Source organism: Streptomyces sparsogenes subsp. cuspidosporus (assembly GCF_039532705.1).
GTDB classification, from domain to species: Bacteria; Actinomycetota; Actinomycetes; order Streptomycetales; family Streptomycetaceae; genus Streptomyces; species Streptomyces sparsogenes.
This window is the reverse complement of record NZ_BAAASD010000022.1, coordinates 28345-50932: the sequence shown is the minus strand read 5'-3', so window position 1 is coordinate 50932 and position 22588 is coordinate 28345. Positions and strand designations below refer to the sequence as shown.

Annotated in this window: 20 protein-coding genes; 13 read left to right on the top strand and 7 right to left on the bottom strand. The window is 75.5% G+C overall.

Annotated features, from left to right (window positions below):
• Nucleotides 1–17: 17 nt before the first annotated feature.
• Nucleotides 18–743 (bottom strand): ABC transporter permease, encoded by a 726-nt coding sequence (locus ABFY07_RS24280; protein ID WP_346176516.1) that lies wholly within the window; start codon nt 741–743, stop codon nt 18–20.
• Nucleotides 743–1714 (bottom strand): ABC transporter ATP-binding protein, encoded by a 972-nt coding sequence (locus ABFY07_RS24275; protein WP_346176515.1) that lies wholly within the window; start codon nt 1712–1714, stop codon nt 743–745. Before ABFY07_RS24275 ends, ABFY07_RS24280 begins: the two co-directional genes overlap by 1 nt.
• A gap of 218 nt (nt 1715–1932) precedes the next feature.
• Between ABFY07_RS24275 and ABFY07_RS24270 the strand changes: the two genes are divergently transcribed.
• Genes ABFY07_RS24270 through ABFY07_RS24260 form a run of 3 tightly spaced genes read left to right on the top strand, consistent with a single transcriptional unit; the run spans nt 1933 to nt 5081 of the window.
• A complete protein-coding gene (locus tag ABFY07_RS24270; protein ID WP_346176514.1) occupies nt 1933–3621 on the top strand; it encodes an AMP-binding protein in 1689 nt (562 codons plus the stop codon).
• 23 nt (nt 3622–3644) lie between these two features.
• Nucleotides 3645–4454, top strand: coding sequence for a 4'-phosphopantetheinyl transferase family protein (locus tag ABFY07_RS24265; protein ID WP_346176513.1), 810 nt, complete (start codon nt 3645–3647; stop codon nt 4452–4454).
• 21 nt (nt 4455–4475) lie between these two features.
• Complete coding sequence (locus ABFY07_RS24260; RefSeq protein ID WP_065959764.1) at nt 4476–5081, top strand: response regulator transcription factor; 606 nt, start codon at nt 4476–4478, stop codon at nt 5079–5081.
• Nucleotides 5082–5133: 52 nt separating this feature from the next.
• Here ABFY07_RS24260 and ABFY07_RS24255 read toward each other — a convergent pair whose 3' ends face one another.
• From ABFY07_RS24255 to ABFY07_RS24245, 3 genes are all read right to left on the bottom strand, one after another.
• On the bottom strand, nt 5134–6393 hold the full coding sequence (locus tag ABFY07_RS24255; RefSeq protein WP_346176512.1) for a sensor histidine kinase: 1260 nt from the start codon (nt 6391–6393) through the stop codon (nt 5134–5136).
• Nucleotides 6394–6586: 193 nt separating this feature from the next.
• Nucleotides 6587–8983, bottom strand: a complete 2397-nt coding sequence (locus ABFY07_RS24250; protein ID WP_346176511.1) for a TOMM precursor leader peptide-binding protein — start codon at nt 8981–8983, stop codon at nt 6587–6589.
• The gene (locus ABFY07_RS24245) at nt 8983–9165 is read right to left on the bottom strand and encodes a hypothetical protein (protein WP_346176510.1); all 183 of its coding nucleotides are present in this window, start codon (nt 9163–9165) and stop codon (nt 8983–8985) included. The genes ABFY07_RS24250 and ABFY07_RS24245 overlap by 1 nt, the downstream gene beginning before the upstream one ends.
• Nucleotides 9166–9419: 254 nt before the next feature.
• On the opposite strand from ABFY07_RS24245, the gene ABFY07_RS24240 reads away from it, so the two are divergent.
• The 6 genes from ABFY07_RS24240 (at nt 9420) to ABFY07_RS24215 (ending at nt 15702) form a co-directional block, all read left to right on the top strand.
• Nucleotides 9420–10244 carry an AfsR/SARP family transcriptional regulator gene (locus ABFY07_RS24240; protein WP_346176509.1) on the top strand — a complete coding sequence of 275 codons (825 nt, stop codon included), beginning with the start codon at nt 9420–9422 and terminating at the stop codon, nt 10242–10244.
• Between the two features lie 259 nt (nt 10245–10503).
• Nucleotides 10504–11280 (top strand): cyclase family protein, encoded by a 777-nt coding sequence (locus ABFY07_RS24235; RefSeq protein WP_065959752.1) that lies wholly within the window; start codon nt 10504–10506, stop codon nt 11278–11280.
• A gap of 264 nt (nt 11281–11544) precedes the next feature.
• Nucleotides 11545–12864 carry a beta-ketoacyl-[acyl-carrier-protein] synthase family protein gene (locus tag ABFY07_RS24230; RefSeq protein ID WP_346176508.1) on the top strand — a complete coding sequence of 440 codons (1320 nt, stop codon included), beginning with the start codon at nt 11545–11547 and terminating at the stop codon, nt 12862–12864.
• On the top strand, nt 12858–14111 hold the full coding sequence (locus ABFY07_RS24225; protein ID WP_346176507.1) for a ketosynthase chain-length factor: 1254 nt from the start codon (nt 12858–12860) through the stop codon (nt 14109–14111). Before ABFY07_RS24230 ends, ABFY07_RS24225 begins: the two co-directional genes overlap by 7 nt.
• Before the next feature lie 93 nt (nt 14112–14204).
• The gene (locus tag ABFY07_RS24220; protein ID WP_065959722.1) at nt 14205–14489 is read left to right on the top strand and encodes an acyl carrier protein; all 285 of its coding nucleotides are present in this window, start codon (nt 14205–14207) and stop codon (nt 14487–14489) included.
• 10 nt (nt 14490–14499) lie between these two features.
• Nucleotides 14500–15702, top strand: coding sequence for a nucleotide disphospho-sugar-binding domain-containing protein (locus tag ABFY07_RS24215; protein ID WP_346176506.1), 1203 nt, complete (start codon nt 14500–14502; stop codon nt 15700–15702).
• Between the two features lie 73 nt (nt 15703–15775).
• On the opposite strand, the gene ABFY07_RS24210 is transcribed toward ABFY07_RS24215, so the two are convergent.
• Nucleotides 15776–16993 carry a nucleotide disphospho-sugar-binding domain-containing protein gene (locus ABFY07_RS24210; protein WP_346176505.1) on the bottom strand — a complete coding sequence of 406 codons (1218 nt, stop codon included), beginning with the start codon at nt 16991–16993 and terminating at the stop codon, nt 15776–15778.
• Between the two features lie 4 nt (nt 16994–16997).
• Nucleotides 16998–17483, bottom strand: coding sequence for a nuclear transport factor 2 family protein (locus tag ABFY07_RS24205; protein ID WP_346176504.1), 486 nt, complete (start codon nt 17481–17483; stop codon nt 16998–17000).
• A gap of 164 nt (nt 17484–17647) precedes the next feature.
• Here ABFY07_RS24205 and ABFY07_RS24200 point away from each other — a divergent pair, with 164 nt between their 5' ends.
• Genes ABFY07_RS24200 through ABFY07_RS24185 form a run of 4 tightly spaced genes read left to right on the top strand, consistent with a single transcriptional unit; the run spans nt 17648 to nt 22582 of the window.
• Nucleotides 17648–18433: an SDR family NAD(P)-dependent oxidoreductase gene (locus ABFY07_RS24200; RefSeq protein ID WP_346176503.1), complete on the top strand. Its 786-nt coding sequence runs from the start codon at nt 17648–17650 to the stop codon at nt 18431–18433.
• Between the two features lie 13 nt (nt 18434–18446).
• Complete coding sequence (locus ABFY07_RS24195) at nt 18447–19472, top strand: aromatase/cyclase (protein ID WP_346176502.1); 1026 nt, start codon at nt 18447–18449, stop codon at nt 19470–19472.
• Nucleotides 19465–21729, top strand: a complete 2265-nt coding sequence (locus ABFY07_RS24190) for an AMP-binding protein (protein WP_346176501.1) — start codon at nt 19465–19467, stop codon at nt 21727–21729. The genes ABFY07_RS24195 and ABFY07_RS24190 overlap by 8 nt, the downstream gene beginning before the upstream one ends.
• Nucleotides 21719–22582 carry an SDR family oxidoreductase gene (locus tag ABFY07_RS24185; protein WP_346176500.1) on the top strand — a complete coding sequence of 288 codons (864 nt, stop codon included), beginning with the start codon at nt 21719–21721 and terminating at the stop codon, nt 22580–22582. Before ABFY07_RS24190 ends, ABFY07_RS24185 begins: the two co-directional genes overlap by 11 nt.
• The last annotated feature ends 6 nt before the right edge of the window (nt 22583–22588 follow it).

The following is a 22588-nucleotide window of genomic DNA, read 5'->3' as shown; positions in this document are numbered from 1 at the left end:
GGACGGGCCCCGACAGCTCACCGCGTGTGCGTGCTCTTCCGGTACGCCGCCGCCGCGTACCCGCCGAACACCGCGAACCAGCCCGCCAGCACCGCCACCGCCCCCACCGCGGGCAGCGCGCCCTCGGCCACGTCCCAGCCCAGCTGCGCGAAGCGGTTGGTGGGGGTCCACGAGGCGACCTCCCCGAACCAGTGCGGGAAGGCGCTCAGCGGAAACCACAGCCCGCCGATGATGGACAGGCCCATGCTGGCCGCCGTGTTGACCATCCCTGTGCTCTGCGCCGACAGGCGGTAGCCGTTGCCCAGGCCCAGCAGCGTGAACGGCAGGGTGCCCAGCCACAACACCGCCACCAGCGCGAGCGCCCGCAGCAGCGGCATCCGCACCCCGTTGACCAGGAACCCGGCGCCCAGCACCGCCACGATCGACGGCAGCACCACCAGCGAACCGGTCACCGCGCGCGCCCCCACCACCTGCAGCGGGGTGAGCGGGGTGATCCGCAGCTGGCGCAGCCAGCCGCGCCCCCGGTCCTCCGCCACGCCCGTGCCGTTCGCCAGGGCCGCGCCGAGGGCGCCGTACGCCGCCATGCCGATCATCGTCGAGGCGTCGTGGCCGGTCCCGTCGCCGTCCCCGCCGCCGATGTTGGTGAAGAGCAGATACATCACGACCGGCAGGGCGACCCCGAAGATCAGGAACGTGGTGTCCCGCGCCGTCCTGCGCAGCTCCAGCGCGATGGACGTCAGCATCAGACCACCGCCTCCTCTCGGTCCTCGCGCGCGGCCCTGGTGAGCGCCACGAAGGCGTCCTCCAGCCGGGACACGCGCACTTCCAGATTCCGTACGTCCCCGCGCCCGGCGAGCGCCAGCACCGTCGCGTCCGAGTCGGCGCTGCGCAGATACGCCCGGCCGCGCCGGATCTCCACACTCGTGACCCCCGGCAGCAGCTCCAGCCCCTCGGAGGAGCGGTCGCCCAGGTCGAAGGCGACCACATTGCCGCCCACCACCCGCTTGATCTCCTCGCCCGTGCCGTCCGCCACCTTGCGGCCCTTGTCGATGACCACGATCCGGTCGGCGTTCTCGTCCGCCTCCTCCAGATAGTGGGTGGAGAACAGGACGGTGTTGCCCCGCGCCGCGTACGACCGCATCGCCGACCAGAAGTCCCGGCGGGCCTCCACGTCCAGCGCCGCCGTCGGCTCGTCCAGCACCACCAGCTCCGGCCCGCCCGCCATGGCGAGCGCGAACCGCAGCCGCTGCGCCTGCCCGCCGGAGAGCCGGTCCGCCCGCCGCCCCGCCAGCCCGGTCAGCCCCGCCAGCTCCAGCGTCTCGGCGACCGGCAGCGGCCTGGGATAGGTGCCGGCCACGAAGGCCACCAGCTCACGGACCGTCACCCGGGTGATCAGCGCGCCCTCCTGGAGCATCGCGCCGAGCCGCCCCGAGCGGACCGCCGCCTCCGGCGAGCCGCCGAACAGCCGCACCCGGCCCTCGCTCGGCGGCAGCAGGCCGAGCAGCATGCCGATCGAGGTGGACTTGCCCGCGCCGTTGCGGCCGAGCAGGGCGATCGACTCGCCGCGCCGAATGGTCAGGTCGATGCCCCGCACCGCGCGGACCGCGCCGTAGTGCTTCGCGACACCGGCCAGCTCCACCACGGGCGGGTCCGCCGCCGATGTCGCTCTGCTTGTCGCGTCACCCGTCGCGTCACTCGTCGCTTCACTCGTCATGACAGCGACGCTACGGAAGGTGAGGGCGGCGGCGGCAGAGCCGACCGTCAGCGATCCGGCGGGACAAATGTCATGGCCCGAGGGATGAGCCGCACACGTTCTCGTCTTGTCCTATCAGCTGTTGTCCTATCACCTGCCCGAAATCGAGCCGCCTTCGAGCCGCCACCCCGAGACTCGGGCGCCGGTCCTGACCACTGGCCGGCGCTGGGGAGTTGTGGATGCATCGACATGCGAATCTGGCCGAGGCCCTGATGGACCGGGCCCTGCTGTGCGCCGCCGGCGAGGCGCTGGCGCACCCGGTCCCAGGCGGCGGCGAGCAGCGGATCAGCTACGCCGCGCTCGACGCCCGGGCCCGCGCCGTCGCCGCCTGGCTGCGGCTGCGCGACGCGCCCGGCCGCCGGGTGCTGCTCGCCCTCGACCCCGGCCCGCACGCGGCGGCCGCGCTGCTGGGCTGCCTGTACGCGGGGGCCGTCGCGGTCCCCGTCCCCGCGCCGACCGCCTCCCGCACGGAGGCCGAGCGCACCGCCGCCATCGCCAAGGACGCCGCCGTGGACCTCGTCCTGACCGAGACGGCGCACGCCACTGAGACCTCCCGCCGGCTCTCGCTCGTCGGCCGCACCGGCATCACCTGCCTGGCCGTGGACGGCCTCGCCCCGGACGCCACCTCACCCACCGCCACCGCCACCGCCCCGCCCACCGCCACCGCCCCGCCCGGCCTCCCCGACTCCGGGCCCGTCCGTACCACGGCCGACAGCCTCGCCCTCCTGGCGTACGAGGCGGGGCCGGCCACCGCGCCGCGCGCCGCGCCGATCACCCACGGCAACCTCCTCGCCGCCATGCCCGCCCTGCGCCAGGCCCTGGGCACCGGCCCCCGCTCCCGGATCGGCGGCTGGCTGCCCCGCCACCACACCCTCGGCCTCGTCGGCCAACTGCTGCACCCCCTGTGGCTGGGCGCCACCGCCGTCCCCCTGCCCGTACGGCCGTACCGCGCCGACCCCGTCGCCTGGCTGCGGGCCCTGGACCGCCACGGCGTCACCGAGACCGTCGCACCCGACACCTGCTACGCCCGCTGCGCCGCCGAGGTCACCGACGAGCAGCTCGCCGGGCTCGACCTCTCCCGCCTCCGTACGGCCCTCGACGCCGCCGAGCCGGTCTCGGCCGCCACCATGGCGGCCTTCCGCCGCCGCTGCGCGCCCGCCGGGCTGCGCCCCGGCGCCCTGCTCGCCGCATACGCCCCCGCGCAGGCCGCGCCGCTGCTCATCGCCGAGGGCCGGGGCCCGGTGCCCGGCCTCGACCTCCGCGTCCTCGACCCGGCCACCCGCCGCCGGGTGCCCGACGGCGTGGTCGGCGAGATCTGGGTGCGCGGCCCCGCCGTGTCCGCGCGTCACGGGGGCCGCCCGGCGGACACCGAGACGGCGGTGGGCGGCTTCCTGCGCACCGGCGACCTCGGCGTGGCCCGGGACGGCGAGATCCGGATGACCGGCCGGTGCCACGAGGACGACCCGGCCGACAGCTTCGTGGTGGCCGGCCTGGCCCTGCACCCCCAGGACGTGGAGCGGGAACTGCTGCGCTGCGGACGGCCGTTGGGCTCCGCCCGGGTGTTCTGCGCCGGTCCCGGCACCGGGCCGCTGGTCGTCGTCCAGGAGGTCGGGGCGGCGAGCGGCTCCCAGGCCGCGTTCGCCCGGCTGGCCGGGCGGACCCGGGACCGCGTGGCGGAGGAGTTCGGCGCCGCCACGGGCGCGGTGCTGCTCGTCCGCCCCGGCACGGTCCGCCGGGCCGGCTCCCACAAGGTGCCCCGCGCCACGCTCCGCGAGCAGTTCCTGCGCGGCGAGGTCCGGCCGCTCTACCAGGACGCCGAGCCCGGGCTGCGGACACCGGCCCAACCCGCCTCCGGCGGCGCCGCGTGACGGCGGACCTCCCACCGCCACCTGTGCCCATTCCCGTACCCGAAGGCCCCCGAGGCCCCTGGCACCCGGTGCGCGAGGCGTTCACCGCGCACGGCCGGGCCGTCGTCCACAGCCGGTGGCGGGAGTGGCTGCCCGCCGGCCCCGGCGGCCACGCCGTGGCGCTCGGCCCCGCCGGGCGCGGGATGCTCGACGACCACGACCGGCGGCGCCTGCGCACCCTGCCCCGCCCGGCGGCCCGCGCCCGCTTCCTGGCCTCCCGGCTGCTGCTGAAACACCTCGTCGCGGCGGTGACGGACACCCTCCCGGCGGCGGTGTGCCTCGCGTACGAGCCGGGCGGGCGGCCGTATGTGGCCCACCCGGCGGCGCCCGGACTGGAGGTGAGCCTCAGTCACACCGGAGACCTGCTCGTCGCGGCGGTCAGCCGGTACGGACGCATCGGGGTGGACGTCGAGCCTGCCGGGCGGCCGATGCGGTACGCCGACGTGGGCCGGCGGCTGTGCGCCCCCGCCGAGCACGCGGCCCTCGCCCCCCTCGCGGAGCCCGAGCGGGCGCGGGCGCTGCTGCGGCTGTGGACCTTGAAAGAGGCCTATACAAAAGCGCTCGGGCAGGGAATGCGACTGGCATTCGCCGAATTCGAGTTCGAGGCGGCGGTTTCGCGCGGTGGATGGCGATGCGCGGTTTCCGAAGTGCGCGGACCGTTTTCGCCCGGCGGCCATCTGGTGAGCGCGGTATGGCGGCAGCACGGGTGTTCGGTGGGCGGATTCGGCCGAGAATTGGTGGAGTGGCCGAGAAGATTTGGGAATAATCGTATGCGGGCAGACGGCGGGGGATGAGCAAGCAGGGGCAGGGGCGACGTGGTCAGAGTGCTGATAGCCGAAGACATGCATATGCTGCGCAAGGCACTGGTCGCCCTGCTGGAATTCGAACCGGATATCGAAGTCGTCGCCGAGTTCTCGAGCGGTGCCGACATCCTGCCGCGCGCCAAGGAGCTCCGCCCCGATGTCGCGGTCCTCGACATCGACCTCCCGGGCATGGACGGCCTGACCGCCGCCGCCGAGCTGCACACCGCCGTGCCCGAGTGCCGGACGATGATGCTCACCAGCCTCGGCCGCCCCGGCAATCTGCGCCGCGCCCTGGCCGCCCATGTCTCGGGCTTCCTGCTGAAGGACAGCACCCCCGACAAGCTGTGCGACGCCATCCGCGCGGTCGCCAAGGGCGAGCGGGTCATCGACCCGCAGCTCGTCCTCGCCGCCCTGGACGACAAGCCGCAGCCCTTGACGCCGCGCGAGCTGGAGGTGCTGCTGCTCGCCTCCCAGGGGGAGGGGTCCGCGCAGATCGCGGCCCGGCTCTATCTGTCCGTCGGCACGGTGCGCAACTACCTCACGTCCGTCGTCACCAAGCTGAACGCGCGCAACCGGGTGGACGCCATCCGCATCGCCCGCGAGGCCGGCTGGCTGTAGGCGCGCGCGTCCTTCACCCCGCGCCTGCACCCGGCCCCCGTCCCCGCCGCGCTCACCCCGCCGTCTGGGAGGTCGTCCGGGGGCCGACGCGCGGGCCGCGCCCCGTACCCCGCTCGGCCTCCTGGGCGGGTGAATCCACGGGCAGTTCCAGTTCGGCCCGCAGCTCGAACCAGCCGTCCTCCCGTACGCCCGCGCGCAGCCGCCCGCCCAGATTCTCGAGCCGGACATGGAGGTTGCCGATCCCGCTGCCGCCGTCCGACCTGGCGGCGCTGTCCGCGCCCAGGATGGTGGAGGGCTTGCCCACCCCGTCGTTGGCGAGGGTCAGCCGGACGGTGCGGTCGGTGCGCCGGGCCTCGATCGCGCAGTGCTCGGCCTTGCTGTGCCGCAGCACATTGGTCAGCCCCTCCCGCAACACGCTGGCCAGCACGGTGTCCACCAGGTCGGGCAGCTCCCCGCAGTCCACCTCCGCCGTGGTGCTGATGCCGACCGCGGCCAGCATGGACTTGGCCGTGCCGGCCTCCGCGGACAGCGACATCTTGCGGTATCCGCTGGCCACCGCCCGTACGTCCGCGAGCGCCTGACGCGAGGTCTGCAGGATCTCGGAGAGCTCCTGCTGGGCGCGGGAGTTCTGCGGGGGCACCAGGCGATGGACGAGTTCACACTTGAGGGTGATGGTGGACAGGCTGTAGCCGAGCAGGTCGTGCAGATCGCGGGCGAATCGCAGCCGCTCCTGGGCTACGGCCAGCCGGGCCAGCTCGGCCCGCGACCTGGACACCTCGGCGACCAGCCCGGACAGCCGGGAGAGGCCGAAGACCACCAGGCCGGTCAGGGCGGTGGAGACGGTCGTGTACGCGACCTCGCCCCAGCCGAACCCCACCTGGAACAGCAGCACATCGGTGCATCCCATGATCGCGGCGAAGGCCACCCAGGACAGCGGGGGAGGCAGCACCAGCAGGGAGGAGCCCGCCAGGAACCCGGGCATGCCGAGCCACGCGTGCTTGAAGATCGCGAAGGGGAGGAAGGTCAGCAGCGCCTGCAGCCCCAGCGTCCAGTGCCGGGCGCCGCTGAGCCTGGGCGCGAGCCCGGGGAAGGAGTGGGTGAGCTGGAGCCCCAGCAGGGCGGCCAGTACGGGGAGCAGCGCCAGCATCAACAGCGCCGCGTCCAGGGCCCGTCCGGACGGGCGCGCGTCGACCACATACGTCACCGCGACACAGAAGTAGCCCACGAGCACCACCGCCGTGATCACCACGGCCAGGCGCGGCGCGAGATCGTCGCGGTAACGAGCCGGGTCGTTCCCGGCGTCGTCGGGCAAGGGCGTCCCCTGCACTCGTCCTCCGGATGGTCGGACCGGATTGGGTGGCTTGCCCGAGAGTATCCGATCTTTTCCGGTGGCGGAGAGGCAACGGAGGAGGCTGAGGGTATGCACGACGTTACTGGAGGTCACATTCGATCACAGGGCATCACGGGAAGCGGGACATCGGGGAAGCGGGACATCGCGGAGGGCATCACAGAAAGAGGGGTATGGGGTTGAGGTCCTGGTACGGCGTCGGCTTTGCCAGCCGCCCCAGGGCCACCGGTGTGTGGAAGAGCCGGCCGGGCGCGAACCGGGCCCAGTGCGGGCGGAGCCCGGGGACCAGCACCTTCGCCACGGGCAGCCCCACGTCCGGCCGGGTCTGGTCCAGCGCCAGCAGCTCCATGCCGTGGCCGCGGACCAACTCGACCACGGCGTCCAGGGGATCGCCGGGGCAGGGGCGCAAGGCCCCGGCGTCCGGCGCCGCCACCCCGGACGGGGCCAGATAGGGCTGGTTGGCGAGGGTCGCGGTGCGGAACCAGCGCAGCGCCTCGGGGTCGGCCGTCGCGCCGTAGCCGCCGCCGTCGGCGCGGGCCTCGACCACGGGGGGCAGCATCTGGTTGAGCTCGGCCAGCGCGTGGCGCAGCGCGGTGTGCCGGTCGAAGTGGGCGCCGAAGCCCAGGGTGATGTCCTCGGCGGGCTTGTCCGTACGGCGCGAGACGGCCGCCACCACCGGGATGCCGAAGTCGGAGGTGAGGTCGAGCGCCCACACCTCGCGGCGCAGACCCGCGTGGACGCGCCGCAGTTCGGCGATCCAGGGGTCGTCGCGGGCGCCGAGGTCGAGCGCCGGCTGGCGGGTGCGGTTGTACCACCACAGGGCGACCGCGTCCCGCTCCACCAGCTCCAGGAAGCCGCGCACCACGGCGTCGGCCGGACTGCCCCCGGCCGCGGCGCCGTTGGAGTCGGCCCGGCAGTAACGCCGCCCGGGCGGCTGGGGGGTGCCGTAGTACAGCAGGGCGGTGGGCAGCAGCCGGTGGCGCCGCGCGGTGAGCGACCACACCGGCGTCCAGTCGATCTCCGCCTCCTCGTCGAAGGGATCGCACACCCGGTGCCGGGCGGAGGCGCTCCGGTCGTGGAACTGACGCGGGTCGAAGAGCTGCACCGCGTCCGGGTGCACGGCCTCCTCGGGGCCCAGGTCGCGGTAGCGGGCGCGGCGCCGCGGCTCGTCCCCCTGGAAGTGGCCGCTGTAGTGCTCCAGCGCCTCGCACAGCGCGCTCGCCTGGGCCTGCTCGGCGGTCATGCCCTTGCCGTGGGCCGCGGTGCGCAGCCCGGCGCGGACGGCGTCGAGCCCCGGGGCCGCGCCGGGCCCGGAGGGGCCTCCGGCGGCGATGTTGGCGTACGACGGGTGCCGGGCGTGGAAGCAGTTGAGGAAGGCCGGCCCGCGCGGGTCCCGGCGGATCTCGCTCACCAGCCCGGTGACGGGGCTGATCAGATGCGCGTACGTCTCCATGATCCGCCACGGCGAGCTGTCGGCGCTGCGCGGGGGCGCGCCGCCCTCGCGCGGGGTGGGTGTCAGGGGCGCCCGTATCCGCGCCGCGACCAGCCCGGGGTCGCCGCAGGAGGCGCACTGCGGGCGGCGGCTCACCGCGTGGTGGCCCAGGGCGGAGGTGAGGGTGTCCAGGGTGCACAGGGCCCGCTGGCCCGGCCGGCGGTGGCCGGCCAGCCAGCCGGCCGCCTCCAGCGCGGCCAGCTGGAGCGCGGCGGCCCGGCTGGCGGCCAGCGAGGCGGGCGGGCGCGGCACCGGGCCCTCGCGGCCGAGCCGGCGCTGGAGGTGGGCCTCGGCCGGGCGCCGCCGCCACAGCCGGTCGGCCAGGCAGGACCAGCACGGGTCGTCCGGGGCGCCGAGGAACGGGCCGATCCACGCCGTGGTGCCCACGGGCTTGACCGGCAGCCAGCGGCGGCCGGCCGCGCGGTGCCGGGCGTCGAGCTCCGACAGGCGCGGATCGAGGTAGTCCTCGCAGACCACCAGGGTGAGGTGGTCATCGCCGCGTTGACCCTTCCCGGTTTGACACGGCGGGTCCCCGTCCAGGACGCGCAGGCCCGCCGCGCGCAGCGCCTGGACGGCCTCGTCCCGGTTTGTGCGGCCGAGGGCCACGGGCGTCACGGCGGCGGCCCGGAGGGCCTCGGCGCGGCCCGCCCCCGGGAGGGCGACGGGGGCCGGGACGGGGCCGGTGGTCACGCCCGCCAGGCCCCAGTACGCGTCCTCGGGACGCGGGTGGCGGCCGCGCTCGCACACCAGGCCCGCCTCGCACAGCCGGGCGATGACCCGCGCGGCCTGGGCGGCCGCCTCGGCCCGCGCCTCCCGGGCGGCGTGCTCGGCCGCCTCCCGGGCGGCGTGGTCGGCCGCTTCCCGCGCGGCGTGCTCGGCCGCTTCCCGCGCGGCGTGGTCGGCCAGGATGCGCCCCAGGTCCCGGGAGCCGTCGAGCAGCGGGGCGAGCGTGAAGACCGTGCGCCCGTGCAGCGCCGTGACGCCGCGCTCCGAGACGAGGTAGACGGCCTCGCCCGGGACCTGCTCGACCCGGAGGTGCGGTGAGAAGCCCAATGTGCCCATCAGCCGGCGCTGATGGTGCAGATGCAGATTCCCAGGGCGGGCGCGGGCCAGGGGTCGGCGGAGAGGTCCTCGATGACCAGATCGTCGGCGTCGGGCCCGCCGGCGGGGAGCGGGTCGGCGACGCACAGGCCCTGGGCGCTCAGGGCCCGCGGACTCGCGGGGACGGGGGACGCATCGGTCATTGTGGGCTCTCCTCGGGGTGAGAGGCGGTCCGTGCAAGGAGTCTGCGATGACGGATCCATGGCATACCAGTGCTTTTGTCATAACCAGGGTGTGAACTTGTCATGGTTTCCGCCTCACAGGACTCATGCACGGTTCGGGAGTCCGGCACTGGTCGTGTCCACCACCCACACGCGAGGCTCATATGTGCCTCAATGGCAGGGCCGCGCGGCCAAAGAGGCACCTGACGGAGCGACTGACGGAGGTGTAGGGGACCATGGACATCAAGGTGTTGGGGCCGCTGAGCGTCGAGGCATGCGGTCAGTCGATCGTGCCCAGCGCGGGCAAGCCGCGGCAGATCCTCGCACTGCTTTCCGTGTACGCCAACCAGATGCTTCCGGTGCCCACCCTGATGGAGGAAATCTGGGGCGCGCAGATGCCGCGCAGCGCGCTGACCACTCTGCAGACCTACATCCTGCAGCTCCGGCGCAGACTCGCCGCGGCTTACGGTCCGCAGGCGCCCGAGGCGTCGAAGAGCGTGCTGGCCACCCGGTACGGCGGGTATGTGCTGGAGGCGCAGCCGGGCGCGGTGGACATCCATGAGTACGACCGGCTGGTGGCCGCCGGGCGGGACGCGCTCGACGCGGGCGACGATGTCGAGGCGTCCTTCCTGCTCCGCGAGGCGCTGGCGGTCTGGCGCGGCCCCGCCCTCGTGGATGTGCGCGTCGGCCCGATCCTGGAGATCGAGCTCGCACGGCTGGAGGAGAGCCGGCTCGGGGTGCTGGAGCGCCGTATCGAGGCCGACCTGCGGCTCGGCCGCCATGCCGAACTCCTCACCGAACTCACCGAGCTGACCGCCCGCCACCCGCTGCACGAGGGCCTGCACGCCCAGTGCATGGCCGCCCTGTACCGGGCGGGCCGCCCGTGGCAGGCGCTCGAGGTCTACCAGGGGCTGCGCGGCCGGCTGGTCGAGGACCTGGGGCTCGAACCCTCCCCGCGCCTGCAGAAGTTGCAGCAGGCGGTGCTCGCCTCCGACCCCGCGCTCGACCTGGAGCGGGGCGGCCGGTGGCGCCGCCCGGTGCTCGACCTGTTCGCCGCGTAGGGAGCCACCTCCCCGGGCCCATCGGCTCCACCCTCCCGGCCCCCGCCGCACCACCGCACCTGCCTCCCCGAAACGCCCGGCGCCGCCCTTCAGCCGGGCCCGCTACGGCTCCGCTCCCCGACACCCCCCGCGAGGGAGAGCGGAGCCGTAGCGCTGTCCGGAAACGGCCACCGGCCTTCCAGACGGACTCCAGCACCCCCTGTCACCGTCCCAGCGGCGACCGAGCACACGCCGGGAACACGAGCCAGAGGGGGCCGCTTTGCGCATCATCGACCTGTCGACACCGGTGGACGCCTCCGGCTGGGAGCCCGACCCGCTGGTCCACGAGATCATGACGCCGGCCGAGGCGGCCCACCACATGAGCGAGGAGATGCGCGAACACTTCGGCATCGACTTCGACCCGGCCGAACTGCCCGGCGGGGAGCTGCTCTCCCTGGACACCCTCACCCTGACCAGCCACACCGGCACCCATGTGGACGCCCCCGCACACTACGGCTCGACCGGCGCGTACGGGGTGCCCCGCACCATCGACCAGATGCCGCTCGAATGGTTTCTGCGCCCGGCCCACGTCCTGGACATCACCGCCGCCGACCCCGACACCCGCACCGTCGGGGTGGCGCACCTCGAGAAGGAGCTGGCCCGCATCGGCTGCCGGCCCGAGCCGCTGGACATCGTGCTGCTGCGCACCGGCGCCTCCCGCTGGGCCGGCACCCCCCGCTACTTCACGGAGTTCACCGGCCTCGACGGGCCCGCCACCGACCATCTGCTCGACCTCGGCGTCCGGGTCATCGGCACCGACGCGTTCAGCCTCGACGCCCCGTTCTGCGACATGATCCGCCGCTACCACGCCACCGGCGACCCCGCCGTGCTGTGGCCCGCCCACTTCGCCGGCCGGCGCCGCGAGTACTGCCAGATCGAGCGGCTGGCGCGGCTGGAGACCCTGCCGCCCACCGGGTTCCGGGTCGCCTGTTTCCCCGTGAAGATCGCCGGCGCGGGCGCGGGCTGGACCCGCGCGGTGGCCCTGCTGGACGAGTGACGGGCTTGCGGGACGAGTGACGGTCGCCGGCGAGTGACGGGCTTGCCGGACGAGGGGCGGGCGCCGGACGAGCGACGGGCGCCGGACGAGGGGCGGGCGCCGGATGAGCGACGGGCGCCGGCGAGTGACGCGGGCGCGCTCCGCCCCGAGTCGAGCGCGGGTTGAGAGCGGGGCGGCACTGTCCCGGCGGGGTCCCTCCCCGCGCCAGCCGGCGGAGAACCGAGCCCCACAGGCGGCTCCGAGCAGGAAGGTCGAACCGACGTGATGCATCAGCGCGTTATCGATCGACGAGGGAGGCGCCGGGTCGCCATCACCGGCATAGGCGTGGTGGCCCCCGGCGGCGTGGGGACCAAGGAGTTCTGGTCGCTGCTGACCGAGGGCCGCACCGCCACCCGGGCCATCTCCCTCTTCGACGCCACCGGCTTCCGCTCCCGGATCGCCGCCGAGGCCGACTTCGACCCGCACCACGAGGGCCTGACGCCGCAGGAGGTGCGCCGCATGGACCGCGCCGCGCAGTTCGCGGTGGTCGCGGCCCGGGAGGCGGTGTCCGACAGCGGTCTGGAAGCGGCCGGAGCGCTGTGCGCCGGCGGGCTCGACCCGTACCGCGTGGGTGTCACGGTCGGCAGCGCGGTGGGCGCCACCACCAGCCTGGACACCGAGTACCGGGTGGTCAGCGACGGCGGCGCGAAGTGGCTCGTCGACTACACGTACGCCGTGCCGCACCTCTTCGACCACTTCGTGCCCAGCTCCTTCGCCGCCGAGGTGGCCTGGGCCGTCGGCGCCCAGGGCCCGGTGTCCGTGATCTCCACCGGCTGCACCTCCGGCCTGGACGCCGTCGGCCACGCCGTGGAGCTCATCCGGGAAGGCAGCGCCGACGTCATGGTCGCCGGCGCCACCGACGCGCCCATCTCCCCGATCACGGTCGCCTGCTTCGACGCCATCAAGGCCACCTCGCCGCGTAACGACGACCCCGCACACGCCTCGCGCCCCTTCGACCGCACCCGCAACGGCTTCGTGCTGGGCGAGGGCTCCGCGCTCTTCGTCCTGGAGGAGCTCTCCCTGGCCCGCCGCCGGGGCGCCCATGTGTACGCGGAGATCGCCGGCTTCGCCTCCCGCTGCAACGCGTACCACATGACCGGGCTGCGCCCCGACGGCCGGGAGATGGCCGAGGCCATCCGCGTCGCCCTCGACGAGGCCCGGCTGCCGGCGACGGCCGTCGACTACATCAACGCCCACGGCTCCGGCACCAAGCAGAACGACCGCCACGAGACCGCCGCCTTCAAGCGCGCCCTCGGCGCACACGCCCGCGCCACGCCCATCAGCTCGATCAAGTCGATGGTCGGCCACTCGCTGGGCGCCATCGGCTCCCTGGAGATCGCCGCCAGCGCCCTGGCCATCGAGCACGGCGTCGTCCCGCCCACCGCCAACCTCCACGAGCCCGACCCCGAATGCGACCTCGACTACACCCCGCTGGTCGCCCGCGAGCGGGCCGTCGAGGTGGTGCTGAGCGTGGGGAGCGGATTCGGCGGCTTCCAGAGCGCGATGGTGCTGGCCGGCGCCGGGCGGGAGACGGACACGTGGTGAGCGCCGCCGTGTTCACCGGCATCGGCGTGGTCGCGCCCAACGGCCTGACCGCCCCGGTGTGGTGGAAGGCCACCGTGGGCGGGGAGAGCGGCATCCGCCCGGTCAGCCGCTTCGACGCCTCCGGCTACCCGGCCCGGCTCGCCGGCGAAGTGCCCGGCTTCGACCCCGCCGAGCACATCCCGGGCCGTCTGCTCCCGCAGACCGACCACATGACGCGCCTCGCGCTGGCCGCCGCCCAGGAGGCCTTCGACGACGCGGACACCGACCCGGCCCGGCTCCCCGAGTACGCCGCCGGGGTGGTCACCGCGAGCTCGGCCGGCGGCTTCGAGTTCGGCCAGCGCGAGCTGGAGGCGCTGTGGAGCAAGGGCGGGCAGTACGTCAGCGCGTACCAGTCCTTCGCCTGGTTCTACGCCGTCAACACCGGGCAGATCTCGATCCGCCACGGGCTGCGCGGGCCCAGCGGCGTCCTGGTCACCGAGCAGGCGGGCGGCCTGGACGCGGTGGCCCAGGCCCGCCGGCGGCTGCGCGGCGGCAGCCGGCTCATCGTCACCGGCGGCGTGGACGGGGCGATCTGCCCATGGGGCTGGACGGCGCAGCTCGCGGGCGGCCGGCTCAGCCTCGCCGACGATCCCGCCCACGCCTATCTGCCCTTCGACGCCGCCGCCCGCGGCTATGTGCCGGGCGAGGGCGGGGCGATCCTGATCCTGGAGGACGCCGCCGCGGCCCGCGCCCGCGGCGCCCGGGTCTACGGCGAACTGGCCGGCTATGCCGCCACCTTCGACGCCAAACCAGGCGGCGGGCGGCCCGGCGGCGCCCCCGCGCTGCGCCGCGCCGTCGAACTCGCCCTCGACGACGCCGGCCTCGCCCCCCGGGACATCGACGTGGTCTTCGCCGACGCCGCCGCAGTCCCCGACCTCGACCGGGCCGAGGCGGAGGCCATCACCTCCGTCTTCGGGCCGCGCCGGGTGCCGGTCACCGCGCCCAAGACCATGACCGGACGGCTGTACGCGGGAGGGGCCGCCCTCGACCTCGCGGCCGCGCTGCTCTCCCTGCGCGACGCGCTGATCCCGCCCACCGTGCACGTCACCCGGCTCGCCGACGGCCTCGAACTCGACCTGGTGACCGCTCGGCCGCGCCCCCACCCCGTACGCGCCGCCCTGGTGCTGGCCCGCGGCCGCGGCGGCTTCAACGCGGCGGCCGTCGTCGTCGCGGCCCGCCCCCACCGACCGGCCCACTGCCCCCGCTGACCGGCCCACTGTCCCCACCGACCGGCCCACTGTCCCCACCGACCGGCCACTGGCCGCAGCCCATGAGCAGCCCATGAAGGAAGGCACGACGACATGACACGGACGACCCGCATGACGCTGTCCGAGCTGACCACCCTGCTGCGCGAGTGCGCCGGCGAGGACGAGACCGTCGACCTGGACGGCGATGTGCTCGACACCCCCTTCACCGACCTCAACTACGACTCCCTCGCGGTCCTGCAGACCGTGGGCCGCATCGAGCGCGAGTACGGCGTGCTGCTGGCCGACGACACGGTCGCCGAGGCCGCCACGCCCCGGCTGCTGCTGCGGTACGTCAACGCGGGCCTGACCGAGGCGCGCACCCGGCCCGCCCAGGCGTAGGGGGCGCGTGGTGCGTGTACTGATCGTCGTCACCCCGGTCGGCAGCCATCTGCTGCCGCTCGTCCCCCTGGCCTGGGCGCTGGCCGGCGCGGGCCACGAGGTGCTGTGCGCCGGGGAGCCCGGGGCCGTGGCCACGGCCCGCTCCGCCGGTCTGCACACCTTCCCCGTCGAGGCGGGGCCGCTGCCCGCCGACGCCCCGCCCCCCGCCCCGGCCCGGCGCACGCCGGGGGCGCCCGCGGCGGTGTGGGAGCCCGACTGGGACGCGCTCGCGGTCCGCTGGCGGGCCCGGGTCGGCCGGGTGATCGACGGATATCTGAGGTTCGCCCGCGAGTGGCGCCCCCACCTGGTGCTGTCCGACCCGGTCGAGTTCTGCGGCCCGATCGTCGCCGGCGCGCTGGGCGTGCCGTCGGTCGTCCACCGCTGGGGCACCGACGTCCTGACCACCCTCGCCCGCGTCCCCGCCCGCGCCGCGCTGCGGTCCGTGTGCGAGCGCGCGGGGACCCCCGGGGGGCTGCTGCCCGACCCCGATCTGCTGCTCGACCCCTGCCCGCCGCTGCTGCGCCACCCCCGGGCCGCCCCGGCCCGCCCGGTGCGTTTCGTGCCGTACAACGGCCCCGGCAGCCACCCCGCGTGGGGCCCGGTGCGCTCGCCGGAGCGGCGGACCATATGCGTGTCCTTCAGCTCCCGGACGATCGAGAAGGCGGGGACGGCCGCCCTGGCGGCGACGGCCCGGGCGTTCGAGGGGCTCGAGGGGGTGCGGGGGGTGTTCACCCTGCCCCGGGGGCGCGCCGAGGAGCTGGGTCCGCTGCCGGCCAATGTGCGCGTCATCGAGCCCGCCCCGCTGTCGCAGCTCCTCACGCGCTGCACGGCCCTGGTCCACCACGGCGGCTCCGGCACCGGGCTGACGGCCCTGCACCACGGCCTGCCGCAGCTCGTCCTGGCCCCGCCGCTGCCCAGCCTCGGCGTCTACGGCGAGCGGATCGCGGCCTGCGGCGCCGGCCGCTCGCTCGACCCCGGCGGGCAGCGGGACCCCGAGGCGATCCGCACGGCGCTGCGCGAGCTGCTGGACGACCCGTCCTACGGGGCGGCGGCGGGCCGGGCGCGCGAGGAGATGGCCGCCATGCCGGCCCCGGCCATGGTGGTCCCCGAGCTGGAGGAACTCGCCGCCTCGCGCGCCGCCTCCCCCCGGGCCGCGGACGCGCGCGCCGCCTGACGCCGCGGCGTACGGGCGCGCGCCGCCGCCCGCTCCCGCCCTGGCCGGGCGGGGGCGGGTGGGGCCGGGCCGCTCAGCGCCGGGCGGCCGCCTGTTCCAGGACCGCGACCCGCTCGGCCGGGGACGGCATGCGCAGCAGGTCCGTACGGAGGCGGGCGGCGGCGTCGGCGTGGCGGGGGTCGTCCAGCAGGGCCTCGACCGCCTCGCCGACGGCGGCCGGGTCGGCCTGGAGCGCGGGGGGCAGCAGCAGCCCGGCGCCCTGGTGGTGGAGCCGTTCGCCGATCTCGGCGGTGACCGGGATCTGGGGCAGCACCAGCTGCGGGGTCCCGGCCGCGGCGGCGGTCAGGCCGGTGCCCGAGCCGCCGTGGTGGACGACGGCCGCGCAGGTGGGCAGCAGCTCGGACATGGGCAGGCGCACGGCCACGCGCGCCTTCTCCGGGGCCGCCTTCAGCGTCCGCGCCTGGTCGGCGCCGATCGCCAGCACCACGTCCAGGCCCCGGCCGGCCAGGGCGCGGGCGGTGTGGGCCAGCAGGGGCGGCAGGGCGCCGGGGCGCACCTTCTGCCCGGAGACCCCGGCCGTGACGCACACCCGCGGCCGGGCGCGCTCCTCCACCACCCAGCGCGGCACGTCCCCCGGGCCGTTGTACGGGACGTAGCGCACCCCGATCCGGGGGCGGGGCGCCGGGTCGGGGAGCCGCAGCGCGGGCGGGCAGGGGTCGAACCAGGCGGTGGGGCCGGTGCGCGGGGGCACGCCGTGGCGCTCGAACAGCCGGGGGTAGCCCGGCAGCGGGCGGGCGCCCAGCTCGTGGTGTTCCACCCGCATGACGGTGGCCGTGCCCCAGCCGTGCCCGTACGCGGGGACGCCGAGCGCGGCGGCGGCCACCGTGCCCGCGAAGCACAGCGCGTCGTGCACGACCACATCGGGCCGCCAGCGGCGGGCGAAGGCGAGGAGGTCGCCGGCCATCGCGTCCGCGACCGCGAACTGCTTGTCGGCCAGCGCACGGAGCACCGCGCGCCGGCCCTCGTCCAGCAGCCCGGGCCGCGAGGCCCAGCCCTCGGGCCAGCGGCCGGGCCGGCGCCAGGCCGCCAGGTCCGCGCGGTTCCTGATCTGCTCCACGGCCACGTCCCGGCCGACGGGCACTCCGGTCAGCCCGGCGCGGGCCGCCGAGGCCATGCAGGAGGGCGGCGCGGCGAGCCGCACCTCGTGCCCGGCGGCCCGGCAGGCCCAGGCCAGCGGCACCAGGCTGTACAGATGGCCCGGCTCGGCCCAGGTGGCGAACAGCACCCGCACGGGTTCAGCCCAGGTCGTCGCGGTGGATCCGGCGGTCGAGCACCAGCCACCGGCCGTCCCGCCGCACCAGCAGGTCCGCGCAGCCGGTGGACGCCCGCAGGACCGGCTGGCCCGCGCGCGGGGTCTCGATGACCTGGGCGTACGAGCGGACGAAGACGGTGTGCTCGTCCTTCGGTTCCAGCGAGAGCATGCCCAGCCAGTGGCGGCGCCGGATGCCGCGCGCGGCGAAGTCGTCGGTGGCCCGGCGGGCGCCGGCGGCGATGGCGGCCCGGCCGGTGAACGGCTCGGGGTGGGCGTTGGCGCCGAAGACGCCGTCCTCGGCGAAGGTCTCGGCCCAGGCCTCGGCCTCGCCGTCGTCGAGCAACCGCATCTGACGGGCGTAGAACTGCTGGATCTCCGCGTACAGCTCGGCGAGGCCGCCGGGGCCGGCCATGCAGGCAGGGCCGGCCGGGTCGGCCGGTGTGGTGGCGGGGTGTGCCGCGACGGTCATGGCGGTCCCTCTCTCGCTCGCGTGGGTGTCCTGCGGCAGCGTCGCCGCGCCCCCTCGTACGCCCCTTGACGGGCGGTCGAACGGACCGCTCGACCGCCGTGCGATCGAGGATCGAGAGCCCCCGGCCACTCTCGGTGCAGACGACGCACCGGAGGAGGACGCGCATGGCGAGCGATGAGCGGCGGGTCGCGCTGGTCACGGGGGGCACGAGCGGAATCGGTCTCGCGGTGGCGCGGGGCCTGGCGGCGGCCGGCTTCGCGGTCTTCGTCTGCGCCCGGACCGCCGAGGCCGTGGAGATGACCGTCAAGGAGCTGCGGGCCGCGGGCCACGAGGCCGGGGGCGTCGCCGCCGATGTGTCGAAGCGGAAGGACGTGCGCGCGCTGGTGGCGGCCGCCACCGGGCGGTTCGGCCGGGTCGACGTCCTGGTCAACAACGCGGGGCGCAGCGGCGGCGGGGAGACCGCCGGGCTGGCCGACGAGCTGTGGTACGACGTGATCGACACCAACCTCAACAGCGTCTTCCTCACCACCCGCGAGGTGCTCGCCGAGGGCGGGATGCGGGAGCGCGGCTGGGGCCGGATCGTCAACATCGCCTCCACCGGAGGCAAGCAGGGCGTCGTGCTCGGCGCCCCGTACTCGGCCTCCAAGCACGGCGTGGTCGGCTTCACCAAGGCGGTCGGCCTGGAGCTGGCCAAGACCGGCATCACGGTCAACGCGGTCTGCCCCGGATACGTCGAGACGCCGATGGCAGAGCGGGTCCGCCAGGGGTACGCGGCGGTGTACGACACCACCGAGCAGGCGATCCTCGAGCGCTTCCAGGCCAAGATCCCGCTCGGCCGCTACTCCACCCCCGACGAGGTGGCGGGCCTGGTCGGCTATCTGGTCACCGACACCGCCGCGTCCATCACCGCCCAGGCGCTCAACGTCTGCGGCGGACTGGGCAATTACTGAGGGAGCGCCCCCCGTGACCACCACCGACACCTACCTGACCACCCACGGCATCACCGTGCTGGCCCCGGCCCGCACGGTGTACGGCATCATCGCGGACGTCGCCGACTGGCCCCAGCGCTTCGCCCCCAATGTGCACGTCGAACACCTGGAGCGGACGCCCGGCGCCGAGCGGATCCGGATCTGGGCCACCGCCGGCGGCGAGGTCAAGAGCTGGACGTCGCGCCGCGAGCTGGACCCCCACGGGCTGCGCGTCACCTTCCGGCAGGAGCTCTCCGCGCCACCGGTGGCGGCCATGGGCGGTGAGTGGACCGTCACGTCCCACGGGGACCACGTCTCCCGGCTGGAGCTGCGCCACGACTTCCGGGCGGTCGACGACGACCCGGCGGGCGTCCGCTGGATCACCTCGGCGGTGGACCGCAACAGCGAGTCCGAGCTGGCGGCGGTCAAGGCCCTGGCGGAACTCGGCTACAGGCTCGGCGAGTTGGAGTTCTCCTTCGAGGACACGGTGTTCACCGCCGGGGATCCCGCGCTGGTGTACGACTACCTGTACCGCGCCGATCTGTGGCCCGAGCGGCTGCCCCATGTGTCCCGGCTCGACCTCAAGGAGGACCCGGCCGGTCAGAACACGGGCGGTCGGAACACGGCCGGTCGGGACCCGGCCGGTCGGGACACGGGCGGGGGCGGTGAGCCGCGCGTCCAGGTGATGGCGATGGACACCCGCACGGCCGACGGATCCGTGCACACCACCGAGTCCGTGCGGGTCTGCTTCGCCCCCGACCGCATCGTCTACAAGCAGACCACCGTGCCCGCCCTGATGACCGCGCACACCGGAAGCTGGACGATCACCCCGGCGGGCGACGGCGTGGCCGTCACCTCCCGGCACACCGTGATCCTCGACCCCGGGGCGGTGGAGCGGGTCCTCGGCCCGGGCCGGACGGTCGCCGACGCCCGGACGTATGTGCAGCGCGCGCTGAGCGCCAACAGCACCACGACGCTGCGCCACGCGCGGGAGTTCGCGGAGGCGACGGCCCGTGGGTGAGCGGAGCGGCACGGCCGTGCGGCTGGACGGGCTGCCGGCCGAGGCGGCCCGGGCCCACCCCGCGCGGACCGCGCTGGTGTGGGGCGGCCAGGCCCCGGGCCGCCGCCGGCGGACGCTGGACTTCGCCGGCTTCGACCTGCGGATCTCGCGCACCGCGTACGCGATCCACCGCGCGCTGCCGGGGCGGGAGAAGGCGGTGGTCGCGGTCGCCGCCGTGCTGCACCCCGACTTCGCCGTGGCCTACTACGCGGCCGCGCGCGGCGGACACGTGGTGGCGGTGGTCAACCCGCTGCTGGGCGAGGACGCGCTGGTGCACACCCTGTCGGTGAGCGGGGCGCGGCTGGCGTTCGTGGACGCCGGGCTGTACGCGCGGCTCGCGGCGGTGCGCGACCGGCTGCCCGCCCTGCGCGAGGCGGTGCTGATCGGCCCGGTCGCCCCGGACGAGCACCCCGGCGTGCCCCGCCTGGACGACGTCCTGGGCACCAGGACGCTCGTCCGGCCGCACCGTGCGGCAGGGCCCGACGACGTGGTGTGCGTCCAGTTCACCAGCGGTACGACGGGGCTGCCCAAGGCCGTCCGGCTCACCCATCGCAACCTGGTCGTCAACGCGGCGCAGATCGCCGAGGCACACCGCGTCGGCGGCCGCTCCGTCACCCTCAACCACCTGCCCACCTACCACCCCATGCACCTCAACTCGGCCGTGTGCGCGGGCGCCACCCAGGTGTTGTGCGCCGCGTCCGAGCCGCGCGACGCGGTCGCGGCGGCCAACCGGCACTCCGCCACCCACTTCTACAGCCTCCCGGTCCGCCTCGCCCGGCTCGCCACCGACCCCGCCCTGGACGGCATGACGCTGACGACCGTGCGCCAGATCGCGTCGGGCGGCTCGGCGCTGTCGGTGCGGGACGCGGCGCGGCTCGCCGAGCGGTTCGAGGTGCCGGTCTTCCAGGGGTACGGGCTCGCCGAGACCTCCCCGCTGACCCACAGCGACGACCCCGCCCGCCCGCTGCCCGGCTCGGTGGGCCGCCCGGTGGCCGGGACCGAGTGCCGGGTCGTGGACGTCGAGCGCCGCACGGTGGTGGCGCCCGGCGCGGTGGGGGAGGTGCAGGTGCGCGGCCCGCAGGTGATGAAGGGCTACCTCGGCGGCCCGGACGGCACCGGCCTCGAGGACGGCGGCTGGTTCTCCACCGGCGACGTGGGCCGGATCGACGAGGAGGGGCGGCTGTTCCTGATCGACCGGCTCGGCGACACGTTCAAATGCGACAACTTCCTCGTCGCGCCCACGGAGATCGAGCAGGTCCTGCTCGGCCAGGAGCCGGTCCGGGAGGCCGTGGTCCTCGGCCTGCCGGACCCGGCGCGGGGCGCGGTCCCCGCCGCGCTGGTGGTGCTCCGGCCGGGCGCGGGCGAGCGGGTCGCGGAGGCCGTGGCTGCCGCCGTGGCCCAGCGACTCCCGTACTACCAGCGGCTCCACCACATCGAGGTGGTGGACGCCATCCCGCGCAACGCGGGCGGCAAGGTGTCGCGCCGCGCCCTGCGCGACGACCTCGTCGCCCGCCTCGCGCCGCACGTCCCCGTCCCCACCCGAGCCCCTCAGGAAGGCCGTACCGCCATGTCGTCACCCGGCGCGCCGGACCACCCGACCGGCCTGTTCACCGTCATCAACACCTTCACGCTCAAGGACCCCGGCCTGGCCGCCGAGTTCGAGCGGCACTTCCTCGACCACGTGGCCTGGATGCGCGCCCAGGAGGGCTTCGACTCGCACCAGGCGGTGCGGCTGGTGGAGCGCCCCGGGGTGTACGTCAACCTCGGCCGGTGGCGCTCGCCCGAGGCGTTCCAGCGGGTGCGGGGCAGCGAGGTGTTCCAGTCGCACGCCAAGGAGTTCCACGAGCTGGTGGACGTGGCGGCCGACCCGTCCCGCAACGTGCTGCGGGCGGGCCGCGATGTCGCGGAGGGCGCGCCGGTGGTGGTGGTCGAGCGGCTCGGTGTGGAGGAGACGAGCCTGGACGCCTTCGACGCGTCCTACCGGGAGTACGCGCGCGCCCTGGCGGCGCGGCCGGGCTTTCGCCACGCCGACCTCAGCCGGTCGCTGACCAGGCCCGGCCACTACACCTTCGTCACCTGGTGGTCGGACGCGGACGCCTGGCGGGCCTCCCGCGCCGACGCCCCGGCCACCGGAACGGCCGAGCGCGCCGTACACCTCGCCGCCCAGGCGGCCGGCGTCGACGCCCCGAGCCCCGAGGCGGCGGACCATGTCGGTTGAGACGGCCGAGCAGGCCGAGCGGGGCGAACAAGCCGAGCGGGGCGAACAGGCCGAGCGGGCGGAGCCGGCCGGGGCGGCCGATCCGGCCGAGCCGGCGCGCCCCGACACCCTGGGGCTCGCCGGGAAGGTCGCGCTGGTGACGGGGGCGACGCGCGGGGTCGGCTTCGCGGTGGCCCGCAAGCTGGCCACCGCGGGCGCCCAGGTCATCCTCGACTACGCGCACAGCGACGCCGACGCCGCACGCGCGCTGCGCGACCTGTCAGGACTGGGGGGCGGCGCCGTCGCCCGGCGGGCCGACGTGACCCGTCCCGAGCAGCTCCACGCCCTGCTGGCCGCGGTGCGCGACCAGTACGGCAGGCTGGACATCTTCGTGCACAGCGTCGCCTCGTGGCACCCCATGCCGGCCGTCGGGGCCCGCCCCGACGACGTACGGGCCGACCTCTCGGCGGCCCTCGACCCGCTGCTGTACGGCGCCCCCGCGATCGCCGACCTCATGGCCGGCGGGCCCGGCCGGATCGTCGCCGTGTCCAGCAGCGGGGCCCACCGGGCCGTGCCGCGCTACGTCGGCCCCGGGATCGCCAAGGCGGCGCTGGAGAGCCTGGTGGGCTATCTCGCGGTGGAGCTGGCGGGCCGCCGGATCGCGGTCAACGCGGTCGCCACCGCCAAGCTCGACAAGGGCCCGGACACCCCCGACCCGGCCACCGCCGCGGCGCTCGCGGCGCGCACCCCCGGCGGCCGGCTCACCACGCCGCGCGACGTGGCCGATGTGGTGGCCCTGCTGTGCACGGCCGAGGCGGGCTGGATCCAGGGCCAGGTGATCACCGCCGACGGCGGTCTGAGCCTGCGCGCGTAAGGGCCC